The 20197-nt window shown below is 51.1% G+C and carries 21 protein-coding genes and 3 tRNA genes; all 24 read left to right on the forward strand.

The genetic code is table 11. The features are described 5' to 3' along the window. Positions 1 to 6: 6 nt before the first annotated feature. The 24 genes from AB1724_04375 (at position 7) to rpsC (ending at position 20191) form a co-directional block, all read left to right on the forward strand. A tRNA-Gly gene (locus tag AB1724_04375) sits at positions 7 to 82 on the forward strand. Positions 83 to 99: 17 nt separating this feature from the next. Then, positions 100 to 176, forward strand: a tRNA-Thr gene (locus AB1724_04380). Between the two features lie 66 nt (positions 177 to 242). Continuing rightward, entirely contained in the window at positions 243 to 1436 is a 1194-nt protein-coding gene (tuf, locus tag AB1724_04385; GenBank protein MEW6077026.1) for an elongation factor Tu, read from the forward strand. Between the two features lie 20 nt (positions 1437 to 1456). After that, complete coding sequence (gene rpmG / locus AB1724_04390; GenBank protein MEW6077027.1) at positions 1457 to 1606, forward strand: 50S ribosomal protein L33; 150 nt, start codon at positions 1457 to 1459, stop codon at positions 1604 to 1606. A 22-nt stretch (positions 1607 to 1628) separates the two neighbouring features. Then, a tRNA-Trp gene (locus AB1724_04395) sits at positions 1629 to 1704 on the forward strand. A 78-nt stretch (positions 1705 to 1782) separates the two neighbouring features. Beyond that, positions 1783 to 2178 (forward strand): preprotein translocase subunit SecE, encoded by a 396-nt coding sequence (secE, locus tag AB1724_04400; GenBank protein ID MEW6077028.1) that lies wholly within the window; start codon positions 1783 to 1785, stop codon positions 2176 to 2178. A gap of 19 nt (positions 2179 to 2197) precedes the next feature. Then, positions 2198 to 2728, forward strand: a complete 531-nt coding sequence (gene nusG, locus AB1724_04405) for a transcription termination/antitermination protein NusG (protein MEW6077029.1) — start codon at positions 2198 to 2200, stop codon at positions 2726 to 2728. Positions 2729 to 2751: 23 nt separating this feature from the next. Then, positions 2752 to 3174, forward strand: coding sequence for a 50S ribosomal protein L11 (rplK, locus tag AB1724_04410; GenBank protein MEW6077030.1), 423 nt, complete (start codon positions 2752 to 2754; stop codon positions 3172 to 3174). Positions 3175 to 3196: 22 nt separating this feature from the next. Continuing rightward, positions 3197 to 3898 (forward strand): 50S ribosomal protein L1, encoded by a 702-nt coding sequence (gene rplA / locus AB1724_04415; GenBank protein MEW6077031.1) that lies wholly within the window; start codon positions 3197 to 3199, stop codon positions 3896 to 3898. Positions 3899 to 4057: 159 nt separating this feature from the next. Beyond that, complete coding sequence (gene rplJ / locus AB1724_04420; protein ID MEW6077032.1) at positions 4058 to 4582, forward strand: 50S ribosomal protein L10; 525 nt, start codon at positions 4058 to 4060, stop codon at positions 4580 to 4582. A 37-nt stretch (positions 4583 to 4619) separates the two neighbouring features. After that, a complete protein-coding gene (gene rplL, locus AB1724_04425) occupies positions 4620 to 5009 on the forward strand; it encodes a 50S ribosomal protein L7/L12 (protein MEW6077033.1) in 390 nt (129 codons plus the stop codon). A gap of 147 nt (positions 5010 to 5156) precedes the next feature. After that, the gene (gene rpoB / locus AB1724_04430) at positions 5157 to 9266 is read left to right on the forward strand and encodes a DNA-directed RNA polymerase subunit beta (GenBank protein MEW6077034.1); all 4110 of its coding nucleotides are present in this window, start codon (positions 5157 to 5159) and stop codon (positions 9264 to 9266) included. A gap of 3 nt (positions 9267 to 9269) precedes the next feature. Further along, on the forward strand, positions 9270 to 13661 hold the full coding sequence (gene rpoC, locus AB1724_04435) for a DNA-directed RNA polymerase subunit beta' (GenBank protein ID MEW6077035.1): 4392 nt from the start codon (positions 9270 to 9272) through the stop codon (positions 13659 to 13661). 153 nt (positions 13662 to 13814) lie between these two features. Beyond that, on the forward strand, positions 13815 to 14186 hold the full coding sequence (gene rpsL, locus AB1724_04440; GenBank protein MEW6077036.1) for a 30S ribosomal protein S12: 372 nt from the start codon (positions 13815 to 13817) through the stop codon (positions 14184 to 14186). 68 nt (positions 14187 to 14254) lie between these two features. Then, a complete protein-coding gene (rpsG, locus tag AB1724_04445; GenBank protein ID MEW6077037.1) occupies positions 14255 to 14725 on the forward strand; it encodes a 30S ribosomal protein S7 in 471 nt (156 codons plus the stop codon). 61 nt (positions 14726 to 14786) lie between these two features. After that, positions 14787 to 15980: an elongation factor Tu gene (tuf, locus tag AB1724_04450; protein MEW6077038.1), complete on the forward strand. Its 1194-nt coding sequence runs from the start codon at positions 14787 to 14789 to the stop codon at positions 15978 to 15980. A 38-nt stretch (positions 15981 to 16018) separates the two neighbouring features. After that, entirely contained in the window at positions 16019 to 16327 is a 309-nt protein-coding gene (rpsJ, locus tag AB1724_04455) for a 30S ribosomal protein S10 (GenBank protein ID MEW6077039.1), read from the forward strand. Between the two features lie 30 nt (positions 16328 to 16357). Next, on the forward strand, positions 16358 to 16981 hold the full coding sequence (gene rplC / locus AB1724_04460) for a 50S ribosomal protein L3 (GenBank protein ID MEW6077040.1): 624 nt from the start codon (positions 16358 to 16360) through the stop codon (positions 16979 to 16981). A gap of 62 nt (positions 16982 to 17043) precedes the next feature. Further along, positions 17044 to 17664, forward strand: a complete 621-nt coding sequence (gene rplD, locus AB1724_04465; GenBank protein ID MEW6077041.1) for a 50S ribosomal protein L4 — start codon at positions 17044 to 17046, stop codon at positions 17662 to 17664. Then, on the forward strand, positions 17665 to 17952 hold the full coding sequence (gene rplW, locus AB1724_04470; protein ID MEW6077042.1) for a 50S ribosomal protein L23: 288 nt from the start codon (positions 17665 to 17667) through the stop codon (positions 17950 to 17952). It begins immediately after the preceding gene. A gap of 15 nt (positions 17953 to 17967) precedes the next feature. Beyond that, a complete protein-coding gene (gene rplB / locus AB1724_04475; protein MEW6077043.1) occupies positions 17968 to 18795 on the forward strand; it encodes a 50S ribosomal protein L2 in 828 nt (275 codons plus the stop codon). Positions 18796 to 18850: 55 nt separating this feature from the next. Next, the gene (gene rpsS, locus AB1724_04480) at positions 18851 to 19129 is read left to right on the forward strand and encodes a 30S ribosomal protein S19 (GenBank protein ID MEW6077044.1); all 279 of its coding nucleotides are present in this window, start codon (positions 18851 to 18853) and stop codon (positions 19127 to 19129) included. Between the two features lie 41 nt (positions 19130 to 19170). Then, positions 19171 to 19512: a 50S ribosomal protein L22 gene (gene rplV, locus AB1724_04485; GenBank protein MEW6077045.1), complete on the forward strand. Its 342-nt coding sequence runs from the start codon at positions 19171 to 19173 to the stop codon at positions 19510 to 19512. A gap of 16 nt (positions 19513 to 19528) precedes the next feature. Beyond that, a complete protein-coding gene (rpsC, locus tag AB1724_04490; protein ID MEW6077046.1) occupies positions 19529 to 20191 on the forward strand; it encodes a 30S ribosomal protein S3 in 663 nt (220 codons plus the stop codon). Positions 20192 to 20197 lie beyond the last annotated feature (6 nt).

Genomic DNA, 20197 nt, shown 5'->3' on the forward strand with positions numbered 1-20197 from the left:
GATGCTGCGGGAGTAGCTCAGTTGGTAGAGCTTCAGCCTTCCAAGCTGAATGTCGCGAGTTCGAGTCTCGTCTCCCGCTCCAGTATTTTGTATGAGGCTGCCCACGTAGCTCAGTAGGTAGAGCGCTTCCTTGGTAAGGAAGAGGTTCACCGGTTCAATTCCGGTCGTGGGCTCCAAATATATATAATAATAGAAGAAGCTGTCACTGGTGATGATTACCAATCCAACAGGGAGGCAGAACGATGTCAAAAGTCAAGTTTGAGCGAACCAAGCCGCATGTGAATGTGGGTACGATAGGTCATATAGATCATGGTAAGACGACGTTGACGGCGGCCATAACGAAGCACAGTGGGTTCAAGGGCATGGCGAAGTATGTGGCGTTTGATCAGATTGACAAGGCGCCTGAGGAGCGGGAGCGTGGTATAACGATCGCGACGGCGCACGTGGAGTACGAGACGGCCAAGCGTCATTACGCGCATGTGGACTGTCCTGGTCACGCGGATTATATCAAGAACATGATTACCGGTGCGGCGCAGATGGACGGAGCGATACTGGTGGTGGGAGCGGATGACGGTCCGATGCCGCAGACGAGGGAACATATCCTTTTGGCGCGTCAGGTTGGGGTGCCGAGTATTCTGGTGTTTTTGAACAAGTGCGACATGGTGGATGATGAGGAGTTGATTGAGCTGGTGGAACTGGAGCTTCGGGAGTTGTTGACGAAGTACGGGTTTCCTGGGGATGAGACACCGATCATCCGGGGGAGCGCGTTGAAGGCGCTGCAGAGTGACGATCCGGACAGCGCGGACGCCAAGTGTATATTTGAGCTTCTGAACACGCTGGATTCTTATATTCCCGAGCCGCAGCGTGATATCGACAAGCCTTTCCTGATGCCGATAGAGGATGTTTTCAGCATATCGGGTCGCGGGACGGTGGTGACGGGCCGGATCGACCGAGGGATCATCAAGGTTGGTGAAGAGATTGAGATAGTGGGGATACGGGAGACGGCCAAGACGGTGTGTACGGGAGTGGAGATGTTCCGCAAGCTGCTGGATGAGGGGCGGGCGGGAGATAACGTCGGGTTGTTGTTGCGCGGTACGAAGCGTGACGAGGTGGAGCGTGGACAGGTGGTGGCCAAGCCGAAGTCGATCACGCCGCACACCAAGTTCAAGGCTGAGGTATACGTGTTAAGTAAAGAGGAAGGTGGCCGGCATACGCCGTTTTTCACCGGGTATCGGCCGCAGTTTTATTTTCGGACGACGGACGTGACGGGGATATTGTCGCTTCCGGAGGGGGTAGAGATGGTCATGCCCGGAGACAACGTGACGATTACCGGGGAACTGATCACACCGATCGCCATGGAGAAGGAACTCCGGTTTGCGATTCGGGAAGGCGGCCGCACGGTCGGCGCCGGCGTCGTCAGCGAAATTATTCAATAATTGCATGAGGGAGAAGAGCGGTGAGGGTTAATGTTTTATTAGCGTGTACCCAGTGCAAGCGCAGAAATTATTCGACAACCAAAAATAAACGCACAACACCGGATAAGTTGGAGTTAGTTAAATACTGTCGATTCTGCCGGGAACATTGTCTTCATAAGGAGACAAAATAACCTCGTGGAATTGACGTGTTGCAGGCCAGTAGCTCTAACGGTAGAGCGTCGGACTCCAAATCCGGGGGTTGGGGGTTCAAATCCCTCCTGGCCTGCCAGCACAAATACGGTAACGGAAAAAACGATATCTGCCATGACGTTAGCTGGTGCGTTTTTAATATTTCTTAAGGACAATAATGGGGCTTCAACAAAAAAGGAAAGATCCGAACAAGAAAAAAAAGGCCCGGGAATCGTCTTCCGATCATGCTGAAGATAAGCAGCCTGTAAAGAGCGCGGTATCCGTTGGTAAGTCGGGGGTTCTTTCCATACTTAAAAGCGCTTCGAGCGACACTTCACGCAAGACTGCCAAGCCGGTTAAAAGTCAGGCGGAGTCAGGCGTTCGTCGGTATTTAGATATCAGCGTTCAGTTTTTAAGAGAAGTCCGTGTGGAACTGAAAAAGGTGACCTGGCCTTCTCGCAAACAGACAATTGGAGCGACTACGGTTGTGCTGCTGCTTGTCATCCTGGTTTCCATTTTTCTGGGGATCGTTGATTTCGGTTTGTCCAGCCTGATCAGGTTGGTGATCGGGTAAAAGACAAGGGGTAATGATTGTGGCGTTAAACTGGTATGTGGTGCATGTGTATTCCGGCTTCGAGGACAAGGTTCGGAGATCTCTGGAAGAACGCATCGCGGTTTCCGCGAGTCGGGAAAAGTTCGGGCGTATTGTTGTGCCTACCGAGCAGGTTGTGGAACTGGTCAAGGGCAAGAAGAAACAATCATCGCGGAAATTCTATCCCGGATATATTCTGGTGCAAATGGACCTGGATAACGAGACCTGGCATATTGTAGCCAATACCGCCAAAGTCACCGGGTTTCTGGGAGGTAAAAAGAAGCCGACACCGATTTCCGAGGAGGATGCCGCCAATATTTTAAAACGGATAGAGGCCGGGAAAGAAAAACCGCAACCGAAATATTCATTTGAAATCGGGGATGAGGTTCGGGTGACGGAAGGGCCTTTTGCTACATTTAACGGCGTGGTCGAAAACGTGAATCATGAAAAGGGGAAATTGCGGGTACTGGTCAGTATTTTCGGCCGTGCCACGCCGGTTGAACTGGATTTTATGCAGGCCACGAAAATTTAGATATACATTGTTGGGGTGAATCAATGGCAAAAAAGGTTATTGGACAGGTAAAATTACAGGTGATGGCCGGCAAGGCAAATCCTTCGCCGCCGATAGGCCCTGCCCTGGGGCAGCATGGCGTTAATATTATGGATTTTTGTAAAGCATTCAATGCCCGTACTGCTGAACAGGAAGGAATGGTGATCCCTGTGGTGATTACCATTTATGCGGACAAATCTTTTTCTTTTATTACCAAGACTCCTCCGGCCGCTGTTCTTTTAAGAAAAGCGGCAAAAATTGCCAAGGGATCAGGACAGCCGAACAAGGAAAAGGTCGGGCAGGTGACTGTAAAGGATATTGAGGACATCGCTAAACTGAAGATGTGTGATCTGAATGCGACTGACCTCGGTGCCGCCTGTAAGATTATTCAGGGTACGGCCCGGAGCATGGGGATAGACGTCGTTTAACAAAGGGAGATGGTTAAAGAAAATGTTAAGAGGGAAAAAGTATATAGCCGCCAGGCAGAAGGTGGATCCGGCCCAAAAGTACGCAATTGTTGAAGGCCTCCAGTTGGCGATCGAGTCCAGTTTCGCTGGCTTCAATGAAAGCGTGGACGTGGCTGTTAATTTGGGAGTCGACCCTCGTCATGCCGAACAGATGGTCCGCGGATCAGTTGTTTTACCGAACGGTATCGGTAAAGAAGTCCGGGTCCTTGTGTTTGCCAAGGGCGAAAAGGAAAAGGAAGCTCTGGATGCCGGGGCCGAATTTGTCGGCAATGACGAACTGATTGAGGACATCAAAAACGGCTGGTTTGAATTCGACAAGGCGGTGGCTACGCCGGATATGATGGGAGCGGTTGGTAAAATCGGTAAGTTGCTTGGACCGAGGGGGTTGATGCCGAACGCAAAAACCGGGACGGTTACCTTTGATCTTGCCAGGGCTATTCAGGAACTGAAGGCGGGTAAAATCGACTTCCGGGTAGACAAGGCGGGAATTGTCCACGCTACTTTCGGAAAAGTTTCTTTCGGTGTCGATAAGCTGAAAGAAAACCTGGCCGCGTTTCTGAAAACCATTATGGCGTTAAAGCCTTCAGCCAGTAAGGGAACCTATTTGAAAAACCTATCCGTTTCAACGACCATGGGACCGGGCGTTAAGCTGGACACCACCCTGGTTAAGGATTTTGTTCAGTAAGTATGTTCAAATAATCTGTCAAAGACCGCGGGCGCAGACGTCTTTCATGCTTAATCCGGTTTAACTACCTGCCTGCCGAGACAGCTGACCTTCTTGAATCATTGGATTCGGGTTAAAGCCTCCGGTTTTTGTACGAAAAGAAAGGAGGTGTATTCCACTTTGCTGACTCTTGATGAAAAAAAGGTGCGGGTTGAAGACCTGCATGAAAAGCTCAAGAAAGCCACCATTGTCATTCTGGCCGAATATAAAGGGCTTAAGGTCGAAACCGTTAATGATCTGCGGCGGAAACTCAAAGAAGCCGGTGCTGAATATCAGGTTGTTAAGAATACCATTCTTAAAAGAGCCGCTGAAAATACGGATACTTCAGTAGCCGGTGATTATTATAAGGGGCCGACGGCCGTCGTGATGAGTTATGGCGATCCTGTGGCTTCAGCCAAAATTCTGTCTGAATTCGTCGCCAGTAACGAGAATATGACAATCAAGATTGGCGCGATGAACGGAAGCCTGCTGACGGTTGAGAAAATCATTGCGCTTTCAAAGTTGCCATCCCGAGAGGTTCTACTGTCGCAATTGCTTTCCGTGCTTATCGGAGTGCCGACCGGTCTGGTCAGGGTGCTGAATGCCGTACCGGGTAAGCTGGTAAATGTTCTAACCGCTATTAAAGATAAAAAAGAAGCGGCGTAACGATCAAAACTGATATGATTTTGTGGAGGATTTATCAATGGCTGAAATAACAAAACAAGATGTTATTGATTTTATTGCAAATATGTCTGTGCTTGAGCTTTCCGAGCTGGTTTCCGAACTGGAAAACAAATTCGGTGTATCAGCGGCCGCGCCGGTCGCTTTTGCGGCTGGTATGATGCCCGCCGCCGGTGGCGCTGCTGCGGCAGCGGAAGAGAAAACCGAATTTGACGTGGTATTGACAGTGGTCGGGGACCAGAAGATCCAGGTTATTAAAGAAGTCCGAGCGATTACCGGCCTGGGGCTTAAAGAAGCTAAAGCCCTGGTAGAAGAGGCTCCCAAGCCTGTGAAGGAAGGCGTGCCAAAGGAAGAAGCCGAGAAGATTAAAGCGCAGTTGGAGGGCGCCGGCGCTCAAGTTCAATTGAAGTAGTTTGCCCTGAATAATAATGCAGGTAACTGGAATTCCCCCCGTCTGCCCAGTCGGGGGAAATTTCTTTTTTGAGGATGAAGATCCGGAAAAAGAAATGCCAGGCCGGTCAAGGTAGTTTTTATTTTAAAAGCATATATCGGAGATGCCATGTCAGGCGAATCAATCATCGGTAAGCGTATTCGAAAGAATTTTGGAAAACTGGAAAGAATCGCCGAAATTCCTGACCTTATCGGTATGCAGAAGGAATCATACAGTCGCTTTCTGCAACTGGATAAGGCCCCGGAAGAGCGGGAGAATATCGGTCTGCAGGCGATATTCAATTCTGTTTTCCCGATCAAGGATTTTACCGAAAGCGCTTCCCTGGAATTCGTGTCGTATGCTTTTGGCGCTGTTAAGCATTCCGTTTCCGAGTGTATTCAGAGAGGGATGACTTACGAAGTGCCGGTGCGGATCAGAGCCAGGCTGGTTGTCTATGACGTGCAGGAAGGGACCGGCGCAACCAGCATCCGGGATATCAAGGAGCAGGAGATTTATTTCGGGGCGATTCCTCTGATGACGGATAAGGGCACGTTTATCATCAATGGGACGGAACGTGCGGTGGTCAGCCAGTTACACCGGTCATCGGGTATTTTCTTCAGCCATGACCAGGGGAAAACATATTCCAGCGGCCGGGTTATATACAGCGCCCGGATTATCCCGGTCAGAGGGTCATGGATCGACATGGAAATTGATCCCAAGGATATCGTTTATCTGCGAATTGACCGCCGTCGTAAATTTCCGGCGACGATTCTGTTCAAGGCGCTGGGTTACAGCAGGAAAGATATTCTGGATTATTTTTACACCAATGAACGTGTTTTCCTGAAAGGCAAGAGGCTTTTTAAACAGTTTAATGAAGATTCCCTTCGCAGCCAGCGGGCCTCAACTCGTATCAAGCATCCGGAAACCGGTGAGGTGCTGATCGACAAGGGACGCGTGTTCAGTACGCGGGTGATGCGGTCGATAAAAGCGGCTGGCATCGACATGATCCCCATCAACCTGGAAGATGTCATCGGAAAGGTGTTCGGCGCTTCCGTTTATGATCCGAGTAGCGGGGGACTCATTGCCGACGCCGGAGACCTTGTTACGGAATCACTGGTCGATCTTATCAGGGAGGCCGGCATCGAGTCGTTTGAAATCCTGTTCGTCGATGAAACCGTGCACACCGATTCCATCATCAAAACGTTAATGCTCGATAAGGTCGACACTCGGGAAGACGCTCTCATCGACATCTATAAAAGATTACGCCCGGGGAATCCCGCGACGCCGGAGGTGGCACAAGAGTTCGTTGATCATCTTTTTTTCAAGCCGGACTATTATGATTTGTCCTCGGTCGGTCGTTTGAAGTTAAATCACCGACTGGGGATAACCGCCCGGGTGGATTTACCGACCTTGCGAAAGGAAGATTTGCTGCTGGCGGTTAAGACGCTGATTGATTTAAGAAATGTCCAGGGGCAGGTGGATGATATCGATCACCTTGGAAACAGAAGGGTCCGTGCGGTCGGGGAGTTGCTGGAAAATCAATATCGTATCGGCCTGATCCGTATGGAAAGAGCCATCAAGGAACGGATGAGCCTTCAGGAAGTTGATGTGCTGATGCCCCACGATCTGGTGAACCCGAAACCGGTTTCCGCTGTCGTCCGGGAGTTTTTTGGGACCAGCCAGTTGTCCCAGTTTCTGGATCAGACCAATCCCCTTTCGGAGACCACGCATAAACGCCGGTTGAGCGCGCTTGGCCCCGGCGGATTAACCAGGGAGCGGGCCGGCTTTGAGGTGCGGGACGTTCATCCTTCTCATTATGGCAGAATCTGTCCCATTGAAACCCCGGAAGGGCCGAATATCGGACTGATTGTTTCCTTGAGCGCCTATGCCAAGGTGAATCGTTACGGTTTTATTGAAACGCCATATCGGGTCGTGAAAGACGCGACGGTGACAAAAGAGCTCCGGATGCTTTCCGCCTTTGAAGAGGGAAACCACCCTATTGCCCAGGCCAACGCCCCCGTCAACGAGAAAGGGCATTTTATTAATCCGGTGGTCATATCCCGAGTGGATGGAGAGTTTACCCCGATGAGTGCCGGAGAGATCGAACTGATGGACGTCTCTCCCATCCAGCTGGTCAGTGTGTCTACATCATTAATACCGTTCCTGGAACATGATGACGCCAACCGGGCTTTGATGGGGTCCAACATGCAGCGTCAGGCGGTACCGGTCGCAAAACCAAGCTCTCCGCTGGTGGGGACGGGGATGGAAAAGGTCGTCGCCAGGGATTCCGGTGCGGCGATTGTCGCCGAAAGAGGCGGGATCGTTACCGATGTCGACGCGTCGCGTATTGTCATCCGCCACGATGTCGACGGCGATAAGAAGAAAGCCGAGCCGGTGACCATATATAACCTTTCCAAGTTTATTCGCTCCAACCAGAATACCTGTTTTAATCAGCGACCGGTGGTAAAAAAAGGGCAGATCGTTCGCGCCGGCGACGTTATCGCCGACGGGCCGGCGACGGAAAAAGGCGAGCTGGCACTGGGCAAAAATGTCACGGTGGCGTTTATGCCATGGGGCGGGTACAATTTTGAAGATTCCATCCTGGTAGGCGAGACCCTGGTCAGAGACGGCGTTTTCACTTCCGTTCATATTGAGGAGTTCGAGGTGGTCGCCCGGGATATCAAGCTGGGGAAAGAAGAAATCACCTGCGATATTCCCAACGTCGGTGAGGAAAGATTGAACGATCTGGATGAAAGCGGAATTATTAGGGCTGGGGCAGAGGTCAAACCCGGTGATATCCTGGTCGGAAAAATTACCCCTAAAGGAGAAACCCAGCTTTCACCCGAAGAGAAACTGCTGCGGGCTATTTTCGGAGAAAAGGGCGGCAACGTGAAGGACACCTCCCTGCGGGTGCCCCCGGGCGTTAATGGTACGGTAATTGACGCCAAGGTGTTTACCCGCAGGGGCGTGGAAAAAGATGACCGGACACGGACGATCGAGGACGAGGAAATAGCTGTCTTTAAGCGCAACCGGGATGATGAGATAGCAGTCATTGAAGAAATCACCCGCAGTGAATTTGAAAAGTTGACGATCGGCCAGAAGTGCGCGGCCCCGGTCAAGAAGGGCAAGAAAACGCTGCTTGCCAAAGGCGACAAAATATCTCTTGAGGATTTGCAGGAACTTCCTTTTTCTCAACTGGAGAAAATCGCTTTCGAGTCTGAACCCGTTGCCGAAAAGGCGTACGCTATCTTTGACTGGTGTCGGGAACAGAAAGAATCCTGCCGTGAAAAATACGAGAACGCCGTGAATCGTTACGGAGTCGGAGAGGAACTTCCCCCGGGCGTTTTTAAAATGGTTAAAGTTTATGTCGCCATGAAGCGGGTTCTGTCCACCGGTGACAAAATGGCGGGCCGTCACGGTAACAAGGGGGTTGTGTCCAGGATTCTTCCTCAGGAGGACCTGCCCTATTTTGAAGACGGCACACCGGTCGATATGGTGCTCAATCCTCTAGGCGTTCCGTCCCGTATGAATGTGGGGCAGATTCTTGAGATTCATTTGGGCCGGGCAGCCCGGGCCCTAGGGTATCAGATCGAGCAGTTGATCGCCGAGCATAACCACAAGGCGCTGAAGAAGAAAATCAAATCTATTTTTGACCGGAAGGATTTGTCCCCATCCGCCATTGATGCGATGGATGAAGAACAATTAGTCGAATTCGCAAAACAATACCGGAATGGCGTTCATATGGAGACCCCCGTCTTTGACGGCGCTAAAGAGGCGGAAATAAAGGAGTTACTTCAGGAAGGCGGCGTCTCCGAAACCGGACAGGCGATATTGTATGACGGGAGAACCGGGGAAGTTTTCGATCAGCCGATTACCGTAGGCACCATGTATATGCTCAAACTTCATCATCTGGTTGATGACAAGCTCCATGCCAGGTCTATCGGGCCTTATTCTCTGGTTACTCAGCAGCCGCTTGGAGGAAAAGCCCAGTTTGGCGGTCAGCGGCTCGGAGAAATGGAAGTCTGGGCGATGGAGGCTTATGGAGCGGCTTATGGGCTGCAGGAGTTTTTGACTGTTAAGTCGGACGATATCGCCGGGCGGACCCGTATGTATGAAAAAATCGTTAAGGGGCAGAATGTTCTCGATCCCGGACTACCCGAGTCTTTCAAGGTTCTGATGAAAGAAATGAAGGGGTTGGGTCTGGACGTGAGATTAATTGAAAAAAACAGTAAGGAGTAGCTCTTGGAAACGGTATACGATTTCTTTGCGAAACCTGTAAACCCCAAGTCGTTTTCGGGTATTAAAATCGGGCTGGCCTCGTCTGAACAGATTCTGCACTGGTCTTACGGCGAAATCACCAAGCCGGAAACGATCAACTACAGGACGTTCAGGCCGGAGCGGGATGGGCTGTTCTGCGCCAAGATATTCGGGCCGATCAAGGATTTTGAGTGTAATTGCGGTAAATACAAACGCATGAAGCACCGCGGAGTTACTTGTGAAAAGTGCGGCGTCGAAGTCATTCAGTCAAAAGTGCGTCGGGAACGGATGGCGCATATCAAGCTGGCGACGCCGGTTTCCCATATCTGGTTTTTGAAAAGTCTGCCGACAAAAATCGGCAACGTTTTGGATCTGACGCAAAAGGAGCTTGAGAGCGTACTTTATTTCGACAGCTATATCGTTATTGATCCCAAAGATACCGACCTGAAAAAGATGGCGCTCTTGTCGGAAGAGGAATATCAGGAGGCGCGGGAAAAATTCAGTTCGGGTTTTGTCGCTGGAATGGGCGCTGACGCCATACGCGGACTTCTGTCCGGGATCGACGTCGATGCATTGAGCGCGGAACTGCGTAGCGAACTGGAGACCACCTCGGTTGAAACCAAACGGAAAAAACTGGCCAAACGGTTGAAGATCGTTGATGCGTTCAGGAAGAGCAGAATATCTCCGGCTTGGATGATTATGGATGTAATCCCGGTGCTGCCTCCCGATTTGCGCCCGCTGGTTCCATTGGAAGGCGGTCGGTTTGCCACTTCCGATCTCAATGATTTATACCGGCGGGTGATAAACCGCAACAACCGGTTGAAGCGCCTGATCGAACTGAAGGCACCGGAAATCATTCTGCGCAATGAAAAGAGAATGCTTCAGGAAGCGGTCGATGTGCTGTTTGATAACGGCCGTCACGGTCGGGCGGTAACGGGAAGTAATAAGCGGCCGCTGAAATCACTTACCGACACACTGAAAGGCAAGCAGGGGCGTTTCCGGCAGAACCTTCTGGGAAAACGGGTCGACTATTCCGGCCGAACGGTTATTACCATCGGGCCCAACTTGCGCCTGCATCAATGCGGATTGCCCAAACAGATGGCTCTGGAGCTGTTTAAGCCGTTTATTTATTACCGGCTGGAGCAGAAAGGATATGTCTCCACTGTAAAAAGCGCCAAGAAAATGGTGGAACGGGAGACCTCGGAAGTCTGGGATACCCTGGAGGAGGTCGTCAAGGAGTATCCGGTTATGCTGAACCGGGCGCCGACATTGCATCGACTCGGTATTCAGGCCTTTGAGCCGGTTCTGATCGAGGGCAAGGCCATTCAGTTGCATCCGCTGGTATGTACCGCGTTTAACGCCGACTTCGATGGTGACCAGATGGCCGTCCATGTGCCCCTGTCAGTGGAGGCACAGATTGAAGCCCGCGTACTGATGCTGTCGTCAAACAACATCCTGTCACCCGCCAACGGCAGCCCCATTATTGTCCCCACCCAGGACATCGTTCTGGGGCTTTATTACATGACCATTATCTTTGAAGGTGTCAAGGGGGAAGGCAGCGTTTTTTCCGGCCCCGAAGAGGTTGTCGCTGCGTATGATGCCGGGGTCGTTGATCTTCATGCCGCCGTTACCGTTCGTATCAATGGGAAACGCTATAAAACGTCAGTGGGGCGGGTTTTTCTGTGGGAAACTATTCCTCAGGATTATATCCCCGTGTTTCAGACATTCCACTGCTCAACCAAAAAGGATGCCAACGCCGCTTTGTCTGAAATCAAGAAAGGGTTGCCGTTTGCGGCGGCGGCCGAAAAATATGACGACAAGGCCAGGATCACAGAGCTGTCTTTGAAACAGCATGTGCTGGAAGATCAGTATGGCATCAGCCAGGCGGATGTGGAGTATCTTTTTTCGCTGAAGCCCCAGGAATGCAGCGATGTGATCGAAGAAAAAGGCGGCTACCGGTTGTTTAGAATGGATGGGCGACGGAGTGAAATTCCATTTGAAATGGTTAACAGACCTCTTGGGAAGAAAGCGGTTCGGGAACTGGTGGACAGTGCTTACCGGAACATCGGCATCAAAGCGACGGTGATTTTTGCCGACAGGCTCAAAGATGTCGGTTACAAGTATTCGACCGCCGGCGGCCTCTCCATTTCCATCGACGCCATGGTTGTCCCGGCGAGAAAGACGGTCATCATCAGGGAGGCGGAAGCAAGAATAGAAGAAATCGCCGCCCAGTACAGAGACGGTTTAATTACATCCGGCGAAAAGTACAACAAGGCCGTTGATATCTGGTCGAAGGCCACGGACGATATCGCCAATGAGATGATGGAGGCGATGAAGGCCATGTCCGGATCAGCGAAGGCGGGAGACGGGTCTGGTAAAAAAACGGGTCTTAACACTAAATTTAACCCCATATACATCATGGCCGATTCGGGAGCCAGAGGCAGTAAGGACCAGATGCGCCAACTGGCGGGGATGCGCGGATTGATGGCCAAACCTTCAGGTGAAATTATCGAGACGCCGATTACGGCTAATTTCCGGGAGGGGCTCAGTGTTCTCCAGTATTTTATTTCGACGCACGGCGCTCGAAAAGGTCTTGCGGATACAGCGCTTAAAACGGCCAACTCCGGTTATCTGACCAGAAAACTGGCCGATGTGGCGCAGGACTGTGTCATTGAGGAAGAGGACTGTGGAACGACCATGGGCGTGGAGGTGGAGTCCCTGGTGGAAGGCGGAGAAGTCATTGAACGTTTGGTGGACCGCGTCCTCGGCCGCATAGCCGTTGAGGATATCGTTAATCCGTTTACCGATGAACTGATCGTCCATCAGGGAGAGGAAATAACCGAACGACATGTTGATGCCATTCAGAATTCGGGCATCACCCGGATTCGAATTCGTTCCGTACTGACCTGCAAAAGCAGAAAAGGGATTTGCGCCAAATGTTACGGCCGTGATTTCGCCCATGGGCGGCTGGTCGAACTGGGCCAGGCGGTAGGTATTCTGGCGGCGCAGTCGATCGGTGAGCCGGGTACGCAGTTAACCATGCGGACGTTTCACATCGGCGGCGCGGCCAGCCGGAAAGTGGAGCAGGCGGAGATCCGAGCCCGAGTCGAGGGGTTGATTAATTTCGGGAACCTTAATCTGGTGCTGAACGCGGATAATCAATATGTCGTAATGGACCGCAGAGGCGGCGAGTTCACTATCGTCAGCAAGTCCGGCAAAGAGGTGGAAAAATGTCCGGTCATATACGGCGCGGCCATAACCGTCAAGGACGGACAGAGTGTTAAGGCCGGTGACCTGCTGGCCACCTGGGACCCGTTTACCACTCCGATCGTGGCGGAAATCGGGGGGGTAGTAAAGTTCGGTGATATTATTATCGGCAAAACGATGCAGGAACTGGTTGACCCGGTAACGGGAAAATCCAGTCGGACCATAGTTGACAGCAAAGCCCATGATGTCAGGCCGAGAATTTCCATCAAGGATAAAGAGGGAAAAACCGCGACACTGCCGGGCGGCAAGGGATACGCACGGTATCCGTTACCGGTTGATGCGGTTATTCTGGTAGAAGAAAATGATGAAATCAGGGCGGGGGATGTGATTGCCAAGCTGCCCCGGTCTACCACGAAAACCAAGGACATTACCGGCGGTCTCCCCCGTGTGGCGGAATTATTCGAGGTCCGCAAGCCCAAGGAACCCGCCGTTTTAAGCGAGATAAACGGCTATGTGACCATCGCCCGGGCCGCCACGAAAAAAGGCAAGCAGAAGGTGACGGTAACACCGGTAGACGGCGGAGAACCCAGAGAATACCTGATCCCGCGGGGGAAGCATATCAACCTTTATGACGGCGACTATATCAAGGCCGGTGAAGAAATCGTGGCGGGTTCGGCCAACCCCCAGGATGTGCTTTCTATTAAGGGAGATGTCGAGCTGGCGCGTTACCTTGTCAACGAGGTCCAGGAGGTCTATCGGCTACAGGGCGTTTCCATCAATGACAAGCATATAGAAGTAATCGTTCGCCAGATGATGCGGCGCATAAAAATAAAAGAAACGGGTGACACCGAATTCATCACCGACGAGCAGGTCGATAAAATAAGGTTTGAGGAAGCCAACCGGGAAGTCGTTCAAAAGGGTGGGAGGCCGGCGGTGGGTGAGCCGTTGATCCTGGGTATTACCAAAGCGTCGCTGGCGACGGACAGCTTTATTTCCGCGGCCTCTTTTCAGGAGACGACCAAGGTGTTGACGGATGCGAGTATCGCCGGCAAGGTCGACAATTTGAAAGGACTAAAAGAAAATCTGGTAATGGGCAGGCTGATTCCGGCGGGAACCGGATTCGTGGAATACCAGCGGGAGAAGAAGGTCGAACAGTCGAATGCCGGTTAAGAACGATCCGGTAGCCGGGTATGGTGTCGCGTAGACGAAAAAAATATGTTTTTGTACTATAAAAATCTTGACAGAGAATATAATCATCTATAACATAAAAAAATTTTAGACCTTGAGATACTGATTAACCATGTAAAAGAGGGTAAAAACGGTATGCCTACAATTAATCAGCTGGTGCGCAAAGGCCGAAAAAGAGCCAGCAAGAAGACAACGACACCGGCCTTGAAAGGGTCGCCGCAAAAAAGAGGCGTGTGCGTGAGGGTCTATACCTCCACGCCGAAGAAACCCAACTCGGCCTTGCGTAAAGTAGCCAGGGTGCGGTTAACTACGGGTACCGAAGTAACCGCCTATATCCCGGGCGTTGGTCACAATCTTCAAGAACATTCCGTCGTTCTGGTAAGAGGCGGCCGTGTTAAGGACCTGCCGGGCGTCCGATATCATATCGTAAGGGGTACGCTGGATACGCTGGGCGTTGACGATAGACGTCAGGGACGATCTAAATACGGCACCAAAAAGCCGAAGTAGACAGTAAGCGATTCCAGTCCGCTGAAGATGGCTAAGACAGGTTTTAATCCGTAAAAATGGTGTAAATTATGGCAAGAAAAAGAGAAATTCCGGCCCGTCCGGTGATGCCGGACGCCAAATACAATAGCAAACTGGTGACGATGTTTGTTCACAAGATTATGCGCGATGGCAAGAAGAGTACAGCCGAGTCGGTACTTTACAAGGCTTTTGATGTTATCCAGCAGAAAGCCGGTAAGCAGCCGCTGGAAGTATTTGAAAGCGCATTAAATAATGTCAAGCCGAAAATCGAGGTAAAATCCAGACGCGTTGGCGGCTCCACATACCAGGTGCCGACAGAGATCAGAGAGCCGAGACGGATCGCCCTGGCTATTCGCTGGCTGCTGACTTTTTCCGCAGTCCGTGCGGAAAAGGGTATGCATGCAAAACTGGCGGGTGAGTTGATGGATGCCGCGAGCGAAAGAGGCGCATCCGTCAAAAAGAAAGAAGATACGCATAAAATGGCGGAAGCCAACAAGGCTTTTGCCCATTACCGGTGGTAGTTATTAAAATTATAAGATATTAACAAATATTTCGAAGGTTCCTTTAAAAAAGGGGGAAACGATGTCAAAAGTCAAGTTTGAGCGAACCAAGCCGCATGTGAATGTGGGTACGATAGGTCATATAGATCATGGGAAGACGACGTTGACGGCGGCCATAACGAAGCACAGTGGTTTCAAGGGGATGGCGAAGTATGTGGCCTTTGATCAGATTGACAAGGCGCCTGAGGAGCGGGAGCGCGGTATAACGATCGCGACGGCGCACGTGGAGTACGAGACGGCCAAGCGTCATTACGCGCATGTGGACTGCCCCGGTCACGCGGATTACATCAAGAACATGATTACCGGTGCGGCGCAGATGGACGGAGCGATACTGGTGGTGGGAGCGGATGACGGGCCGATGCCGCAGACGCGGGAGCACATACTTTTGGCGCGTCAGGTTGGGGTGCCGAGCATTCTGGTGTTTTTGAACAAGTGCGACATGGTGGATGATGAGGAGTTGATTGAGCTGGTGGAGTTGGAGCTTCGGGAGCTGTTGACGAAGTACGGGTTTCCGGGGGATGACACACCGATCATTCGGGGGAGCGCGTTGAAGGCGCTGCAGAGTGACGATCCGGACAGCGCGGACGCCAAGTGTATATTTGAGCTTTTGAACACGCTGGATTCGTATATTCCCGAGCCGCAGCGGGATATTGACAAGCCTTTCCTGATGCCGATAGAGGATGTTTTCAGCATATCGGGTCGCGGGACGGTGGTGACGGGCCGGATCGACCGAGGGATCATCAAGGTTGGTGAAGAGATTGAGATTGTAGGGATACGGGAGACGGCCAAGACGGTGTGTACGGGTGTGGAGATGTTCCGCAAGCTGCTGGATGAGGGGCGGGCGGGAGACAACGTCGGGTTGTTGTTGCGTGGTACGAAGCGTGACGAGGTGGAGCGTGGACAGGTGGTGGCCAAGCCGAAGTCGATCACGCCGCACACCAAGTTCAAGGCTGAGGTATACGTGTTGAGTAAAGAGGAAGGTGGCCGGCATACGCCGTTTTTCAGCGGGTATCGGCCGCAGTTTTATTTTCGGACGACGGACGTGACGGGGATATTGACGCTTCCGGAGGGAGTGGAGATGGTAATGCCCGGTGACAACGTGACGATTACCGGGGAGCTGATCACGCCGATCGCGATGGAGAAGGAACTCCGGTTTGCGATCCGGGAAGGCGGCCGCACGGTCGGCGCCGGCGTCGTCAGCGAAATAGTTGAATAATTGATCCGAAGCCTAACGGTCATATGGAATAGTGCGGGATTATGAATACAAAAATTAGAATTAAATTGAAGGCGTACGACCATAAATTACTGGATCAATCCGCCTTGGACATTGTAGACACGGCCAGGAAAACGGGGGCCAGGGTGCTGGGCCCGATTCCGCTACCGACAAAAATAAATAAATTTTGCGTGTTGCGGTCGCCGCATGTGAACAAGAAATCCCGGGAGCAGTTTGAAATGCGTACTCATAAACGGCTTTTGGATATTCTTGAGCCGACGCAGCAGACGGTTGATGCGCTCATGAAGCTCGATCTTTCACCGGGTGTGGATGTGGCGATAAAATTATAGCGAAATATCGCATAGGGGAAGAAAGCGATTATGTGCAAAGGGATTTTAGGACGAAAACTGGGAATGACCGGCATGTTTTCCAATGATGGCCGATATGTTCCGATTACCGTGGTTGAGGCGGGGCCGTGTGTCGTTACACAGATTAAAACAGTAGCGACGGATGGTTATGACGCGCTTCAACTCGGTTTTGTGGAAAAAAAGCCGGGTAAGGTTAACAAGCCCCTGGCCGGCCATTTTAAAAAAAGCGGTGGACGGGCATTTCGTCATTTAGGCGAATTTTCTGTGGATGACCCTCAAGGGTACAGCCTGGGGCAAACTTTATCCCCGCTGCTGTTCTCTGTCGGGGAACGGGTTAATGTAACAGGTATTACAAAAGGGCGTGGATTTTCCGGCGTTGTCAGGCGTCATGGTTTTGGCGGTGGCAGGAAAACCCATGGCGGGCATTGTCACCGGTTACCAGGATCCATCGGTTGCAGCGCTTGGCCCAGCAGAGTAACCCGGGGAAAAAGGATGCCCGGAAGATTCGGTAATACCCGTAACACCACGAGAAGTTTGGAAATATTTGATATCAGAGAAGAAGAAAACCTTATTTTGATCAAAGGGGCCGTCCCGGGCGCTAAAAACGGACTGGTCCAAATCAGAAAAGTATCATAGCGGGCTTTCCTCGACCAGGAGTCGACGAGTGTTGCGCTCAATGCTTTGAGGCGAGAATGAATATGGCTGTCACAGAAGTGAAAAACATCAAAGGAGAGACTGTCTCAAAGGCGGATCTGCCGGACAGTATTTTCGATATTGAAGTCAAAAAAAGCGTGCTTCACGAGGTGGTGACCATGCAACTGGCGAACAGGCGGACTGCCACCGCTTCCGTCAGACATCGGTCGGATGTCCAGGGAAGTACCGTCAAGCTATTCAGGCAGAAAGGAACGGGACGGGCACGAAGGGGGGATATCCGGTCTCCTCTGCTAAAAGGAGGTGGTGTCACCTTTGGTCCCAACGGCCGCAAGTACGCTTATGATGTACCTAAAAAGATTAAGAAAGCCGCTTTGAAAATGGCGTTGGCCAGCAAGAAACAGGAAAACGCGATCACTGTTGTGGACAGCCTGAACTTTGATCAGATCAAAACAAAGCCGGTTTCTGATATGTTAAAAGCCCTGGGACAGAATAATGTTTTATTCGTAACCGACGGGAAAAACGAGTCGCTTGAGCTTTCGGCACGTAATATCCCCGGGGTAAAGGTTTTACGGTGTGAAGGGCTGAATGTTTATGATGTGCTGAAATACCGGCATCTTGTCCTGCAGGAGTCAGCACTGGCGGTTATTGAAGGGAGGCTTTCATAAATGCTCGCGTACGATATCATTAAACGTCCGGTAAATACCGAAAAGACCAATATACAGCAGGAGAAGGCCAATCAGGTAACGTTCGAGGTAGACCGTAGGGCGAATCGAGTTGAGATAGCCAGAGCCGTAGAACAAGCCTTTAAAACCAAAGTTGCCGACGTCCAGACAATTCAAGTGAAGGGGAAAAAGAAACGGATGGGCAGGCATCTTGGGAAACGGCGGGACTGGAAAAAAGCGGTGGTCACGTTAATGCCGGGCGAGAGAATCGAGTTTTTTGACGGGGTCTGATCCGGAGGGATGTAAATGGGTATTAGAAAAGTAAAAGCGACGTCTCCTGGAAGGAGATTTCAGGAATATTCGACTTTCGAAGAGATAACGGAGAAGAAGCCTTCCGTTAAAAGTCTAGTTAAACCTCTGAGCAAATCCGGGGGGCGCAATGCTTACGGACGCATTACCTGCCGTCACAGAGGAGGCGGACATAAACGGCATTATCGGGTAATTGATTTTAAACGTGACAAGGTGAATATCCCGGCAAAAGTGGCGGCGATAGAGTATGACCCCAACCGGTCGGCCAGAATAGCCCTGCTCTTTTATGTGGACGGAGAAAAGAGATATATCCTGGCGCCGGTGAATCTTAAGGTGGGTGATATCGTTATGAGCGGTCCGGAAGCCGAGTTGAAACCGGGAAACGCCATGCCCATTGAAGGAATGCCGTTGGGAACCGAAATTCATAATATTGAGTTGAAGCTGGGGAAGGGCGGCCAGATCGTTCGCAGTGCCGGAAATTATGCCAAATTGATGGCGAAAGAACGGCAATATGCTCTGGTCAGGCTTCCTTCAGGAGAAGTTAGAAAAGTGCTGTCCCGCTGTATGGCCACGGTCGGCCGGCTGGGTAATGTTGAACACGACGATATTTCGCTTGGAAAGGCTGGCCGCAGCCGGTGGCTGGGAATTAGGCCCAGTGTCCGCGGTGTCGTAATGAACCCCATCGATCATCCCATGGGCGGCGGTGAAGGGAAGTCATCCGGTGGCCGTCACCCCTGTTCTCCATGGGGCTGGAAGACCAAAGGCGTCCGGACCCGGAAAAACAAGAAAACGGATATGTTTATCGTCAATAGACGCAAGAAGTAAATATTGGGTAGATAACCATTACTGTCACGAGTAAACGGACAGGGAGAAAGAATTTATGCCACGGTCTTTAAAGAAAGGGCCTTTTGTTGAGGAGTCCTTGGAAAAGAAAATAAATGCCGCAAGAGGTACAAAAAGCAGTCAGGTGATCAAAACCTGGTCCAGGCGGTCGACAATAATACCGGAAATGGTCGGATTGACTTTCGCGGTTCATAATGGAAAAAAGTTCGTCCCGGTGTTTGTCACGGAAAATATGGTAGGTCACAAGCTGGGTGAATTTTCTCCTACCCGTACGTTCTTCGGGCACGCGGGTTCCAAGAAGACAAAAGTAAAATAGATATAAGACCAACAAGATAAGTATACAAAGGGATAGGCGACATGGAGGAAATAAGGGCGGTATCGAAATATTTACGTACTTCTCCGCAAAAGGTTCGCAGATTGATCCATTGCATTAAAGGGAAACCGGTTCAGGAAGGGCTTGACAGGCTTAAGTTTATGCCGCAAAAAGCTGCGGGCCTGGTCGCAAAAACGGTGAGGTCGGCTGTCGCCAGCGCGGAAGAAAAAAAGATTGACGTTGATTCTTTGGTAATAACAAATGTTTGTGTTGATCAGGGACCATCGTTGAAGCGATTCAGACCGCGCGCCCGCGGCCGGGCTTCTCGGATACTGAAGAGGACAAGTCATATCACGGTGATTCTGACGGAAGAGTCGGTTTCGTAAGAAAGGAGAAGATGCTTTGGGCCAGAAAGTCAATCCACTCGGGTTAAGGCTTGGTATTATCAGAACTTGGGACTCGCAGTGGTATGCCGATAAAGAGTACGCTGATTTTATACTGGAAGACTTCAAGTTGCGGGAATTCGTTAAAACGAAGCTGAAACACGCCGGTATAGAAAAAGTGGAAATTGAACGGTCTTTCAATCGGATCAAAATCAGGATTTTTGCCGCCAGACCGGGTATCGTGATTGGAAAAAAAGGAATTGAGATCGAACAGTTGAAAGACGAGATTAAGAAGAAGGTTGTTTCGGGAAAAGATTTATCCATCGATATTCAGGAAGTTAAAAAACCGGAAATGGTCGCGCAGCTGGTCGCCGAGAATGTCGCCAGTCAGTTGGAAAGGCGGGTTGCTTTTCGACGGGCCATGAAGAGAGGGGTTTCCGCCTCCATGAAGTTCGGCGCCAAAGGGATAAAAATTATCTGCTCCGGCCGTCTGGGCGGTGCGGAGATGGCTCGGCGGGAGTGGTACAAGGAAGGGCGTGTGCCGCTTCACACGTTGAGAGCCGACATAGATTATGGATTTGTAGAAGCAAAGACTACTTATGGCCTGATCGGTGTCAAGGTGTTTTTGTTTAAAGGCGAAGTGATGAAGAAAACCCAGAAGAAAACTGGATCACGCGGTTAGCAGGAG

The organism is Thermodesulfobacteriota bacterium (genome assembly GCA_040753795.1).
Taxonomy (GTDB): Bacteria; Desulfobacterota; Desulfobacteria; order Desulfobacterales; family Desulfosudaceae; genus JBFMDX01.

Bases quoted from the DNA above. Each gene is read 5' to 3' on its own strand.
- tuf (MEW6077026.1), top strand. From the start codon at position 243: ATGTCAAAAGTCAAGTTTGAGCGAACCAAGCCGCATGTGAATGTGGGT.
- secE (MEW6077028.1), top strand. From the start codon at position 1,783: ATGGGGCTTCAACAAAAAAGGAAAGATCCGAACAAGAAAAAAAAGGCC.
- rplK (MEW6077030.1), top strand. From the start codon at position 2,752: ATGGCAAAAAAGGTTATTGGACAGGTAAAATTACAGGTGATGGCCGGC.
- rplA (MEW6077031.1), top strand. From the start codon at position 3,197: ATGTTAAGAGGGAAAAAGTATATAGCCGCCAGGCAGAAGGTGGATCCG.
- rplL (MEW6077033.1), top strand. From the start codon at position 4,620: ATGGCTGAAATAACAAAACAAGATGTTATTGATTTTATTGCAAATATG.
- rpoB (MEW6077034.1), top strand. From the start codon at position 5,157: ATGTCAGGCGAATCAATCATCGGTAAGCGTATTCGAAAGAATTTTGGA.
- rpsL (MEW6077036.1), top strand. From the start codon at position 13,815: ATGCCTACAATTAATCAGCTGGTGCGCAAAGGCCGAAAAAGAGCCAGC.
- rpsG (MEW6077037.1), top strand. From the start codon at position 14,255: ATGGCAAGAAAAAGAGAAATTCCGGCCCGTCCGGTGATGCCGGACGCC.
- tuf (MEW6077038.1), top strand. From the start codon at position 14,787: ATGTCAAAAGTCAAGTTTGAGCGAACCAAGCCGCATGTGAATGTGGGT.
- rplC (MEW6077040.1), top strand. From the start codon at position 16,358: ATGTGCAAAGGGATTTTAGGACGAAAACTGGGAATGACCGGCATGTTT.
- rplD (MEW6077041.1), top strand. From the start codon at position 17,044: ATGGCTGTCACAGAAGTGAAAAACATCAAAGGAGAGACTGTCTCAAAG.
- rplW (MEW6077042.1), top strand. From the start codon at position 17,665: ATGCTCGCGTACGATATCATTAAACGTCCGGTAAATACCGAAAAGACC.
- rplB (MEW6077043.1), top strand. From the start codon at position 17,968: ATGGGTATTAGAAAAGTAAAAGCGACGTCTCCTGGAAGGAGATTTCAG.
- rpsS (MEW6077044.1), top strand. From the start codon at position 18,851: ATGCCACGGTCTTTAAAGAAAGGGCCTTTTGTTGAGGAGTCCTTGGAA.
- rplV (MEW6077045.1), top strand. From the start codon at position 19,171: ATGGAGGAAATAAGGGCGGTATCGAAATATTTACGTACTTCTCCGCAA.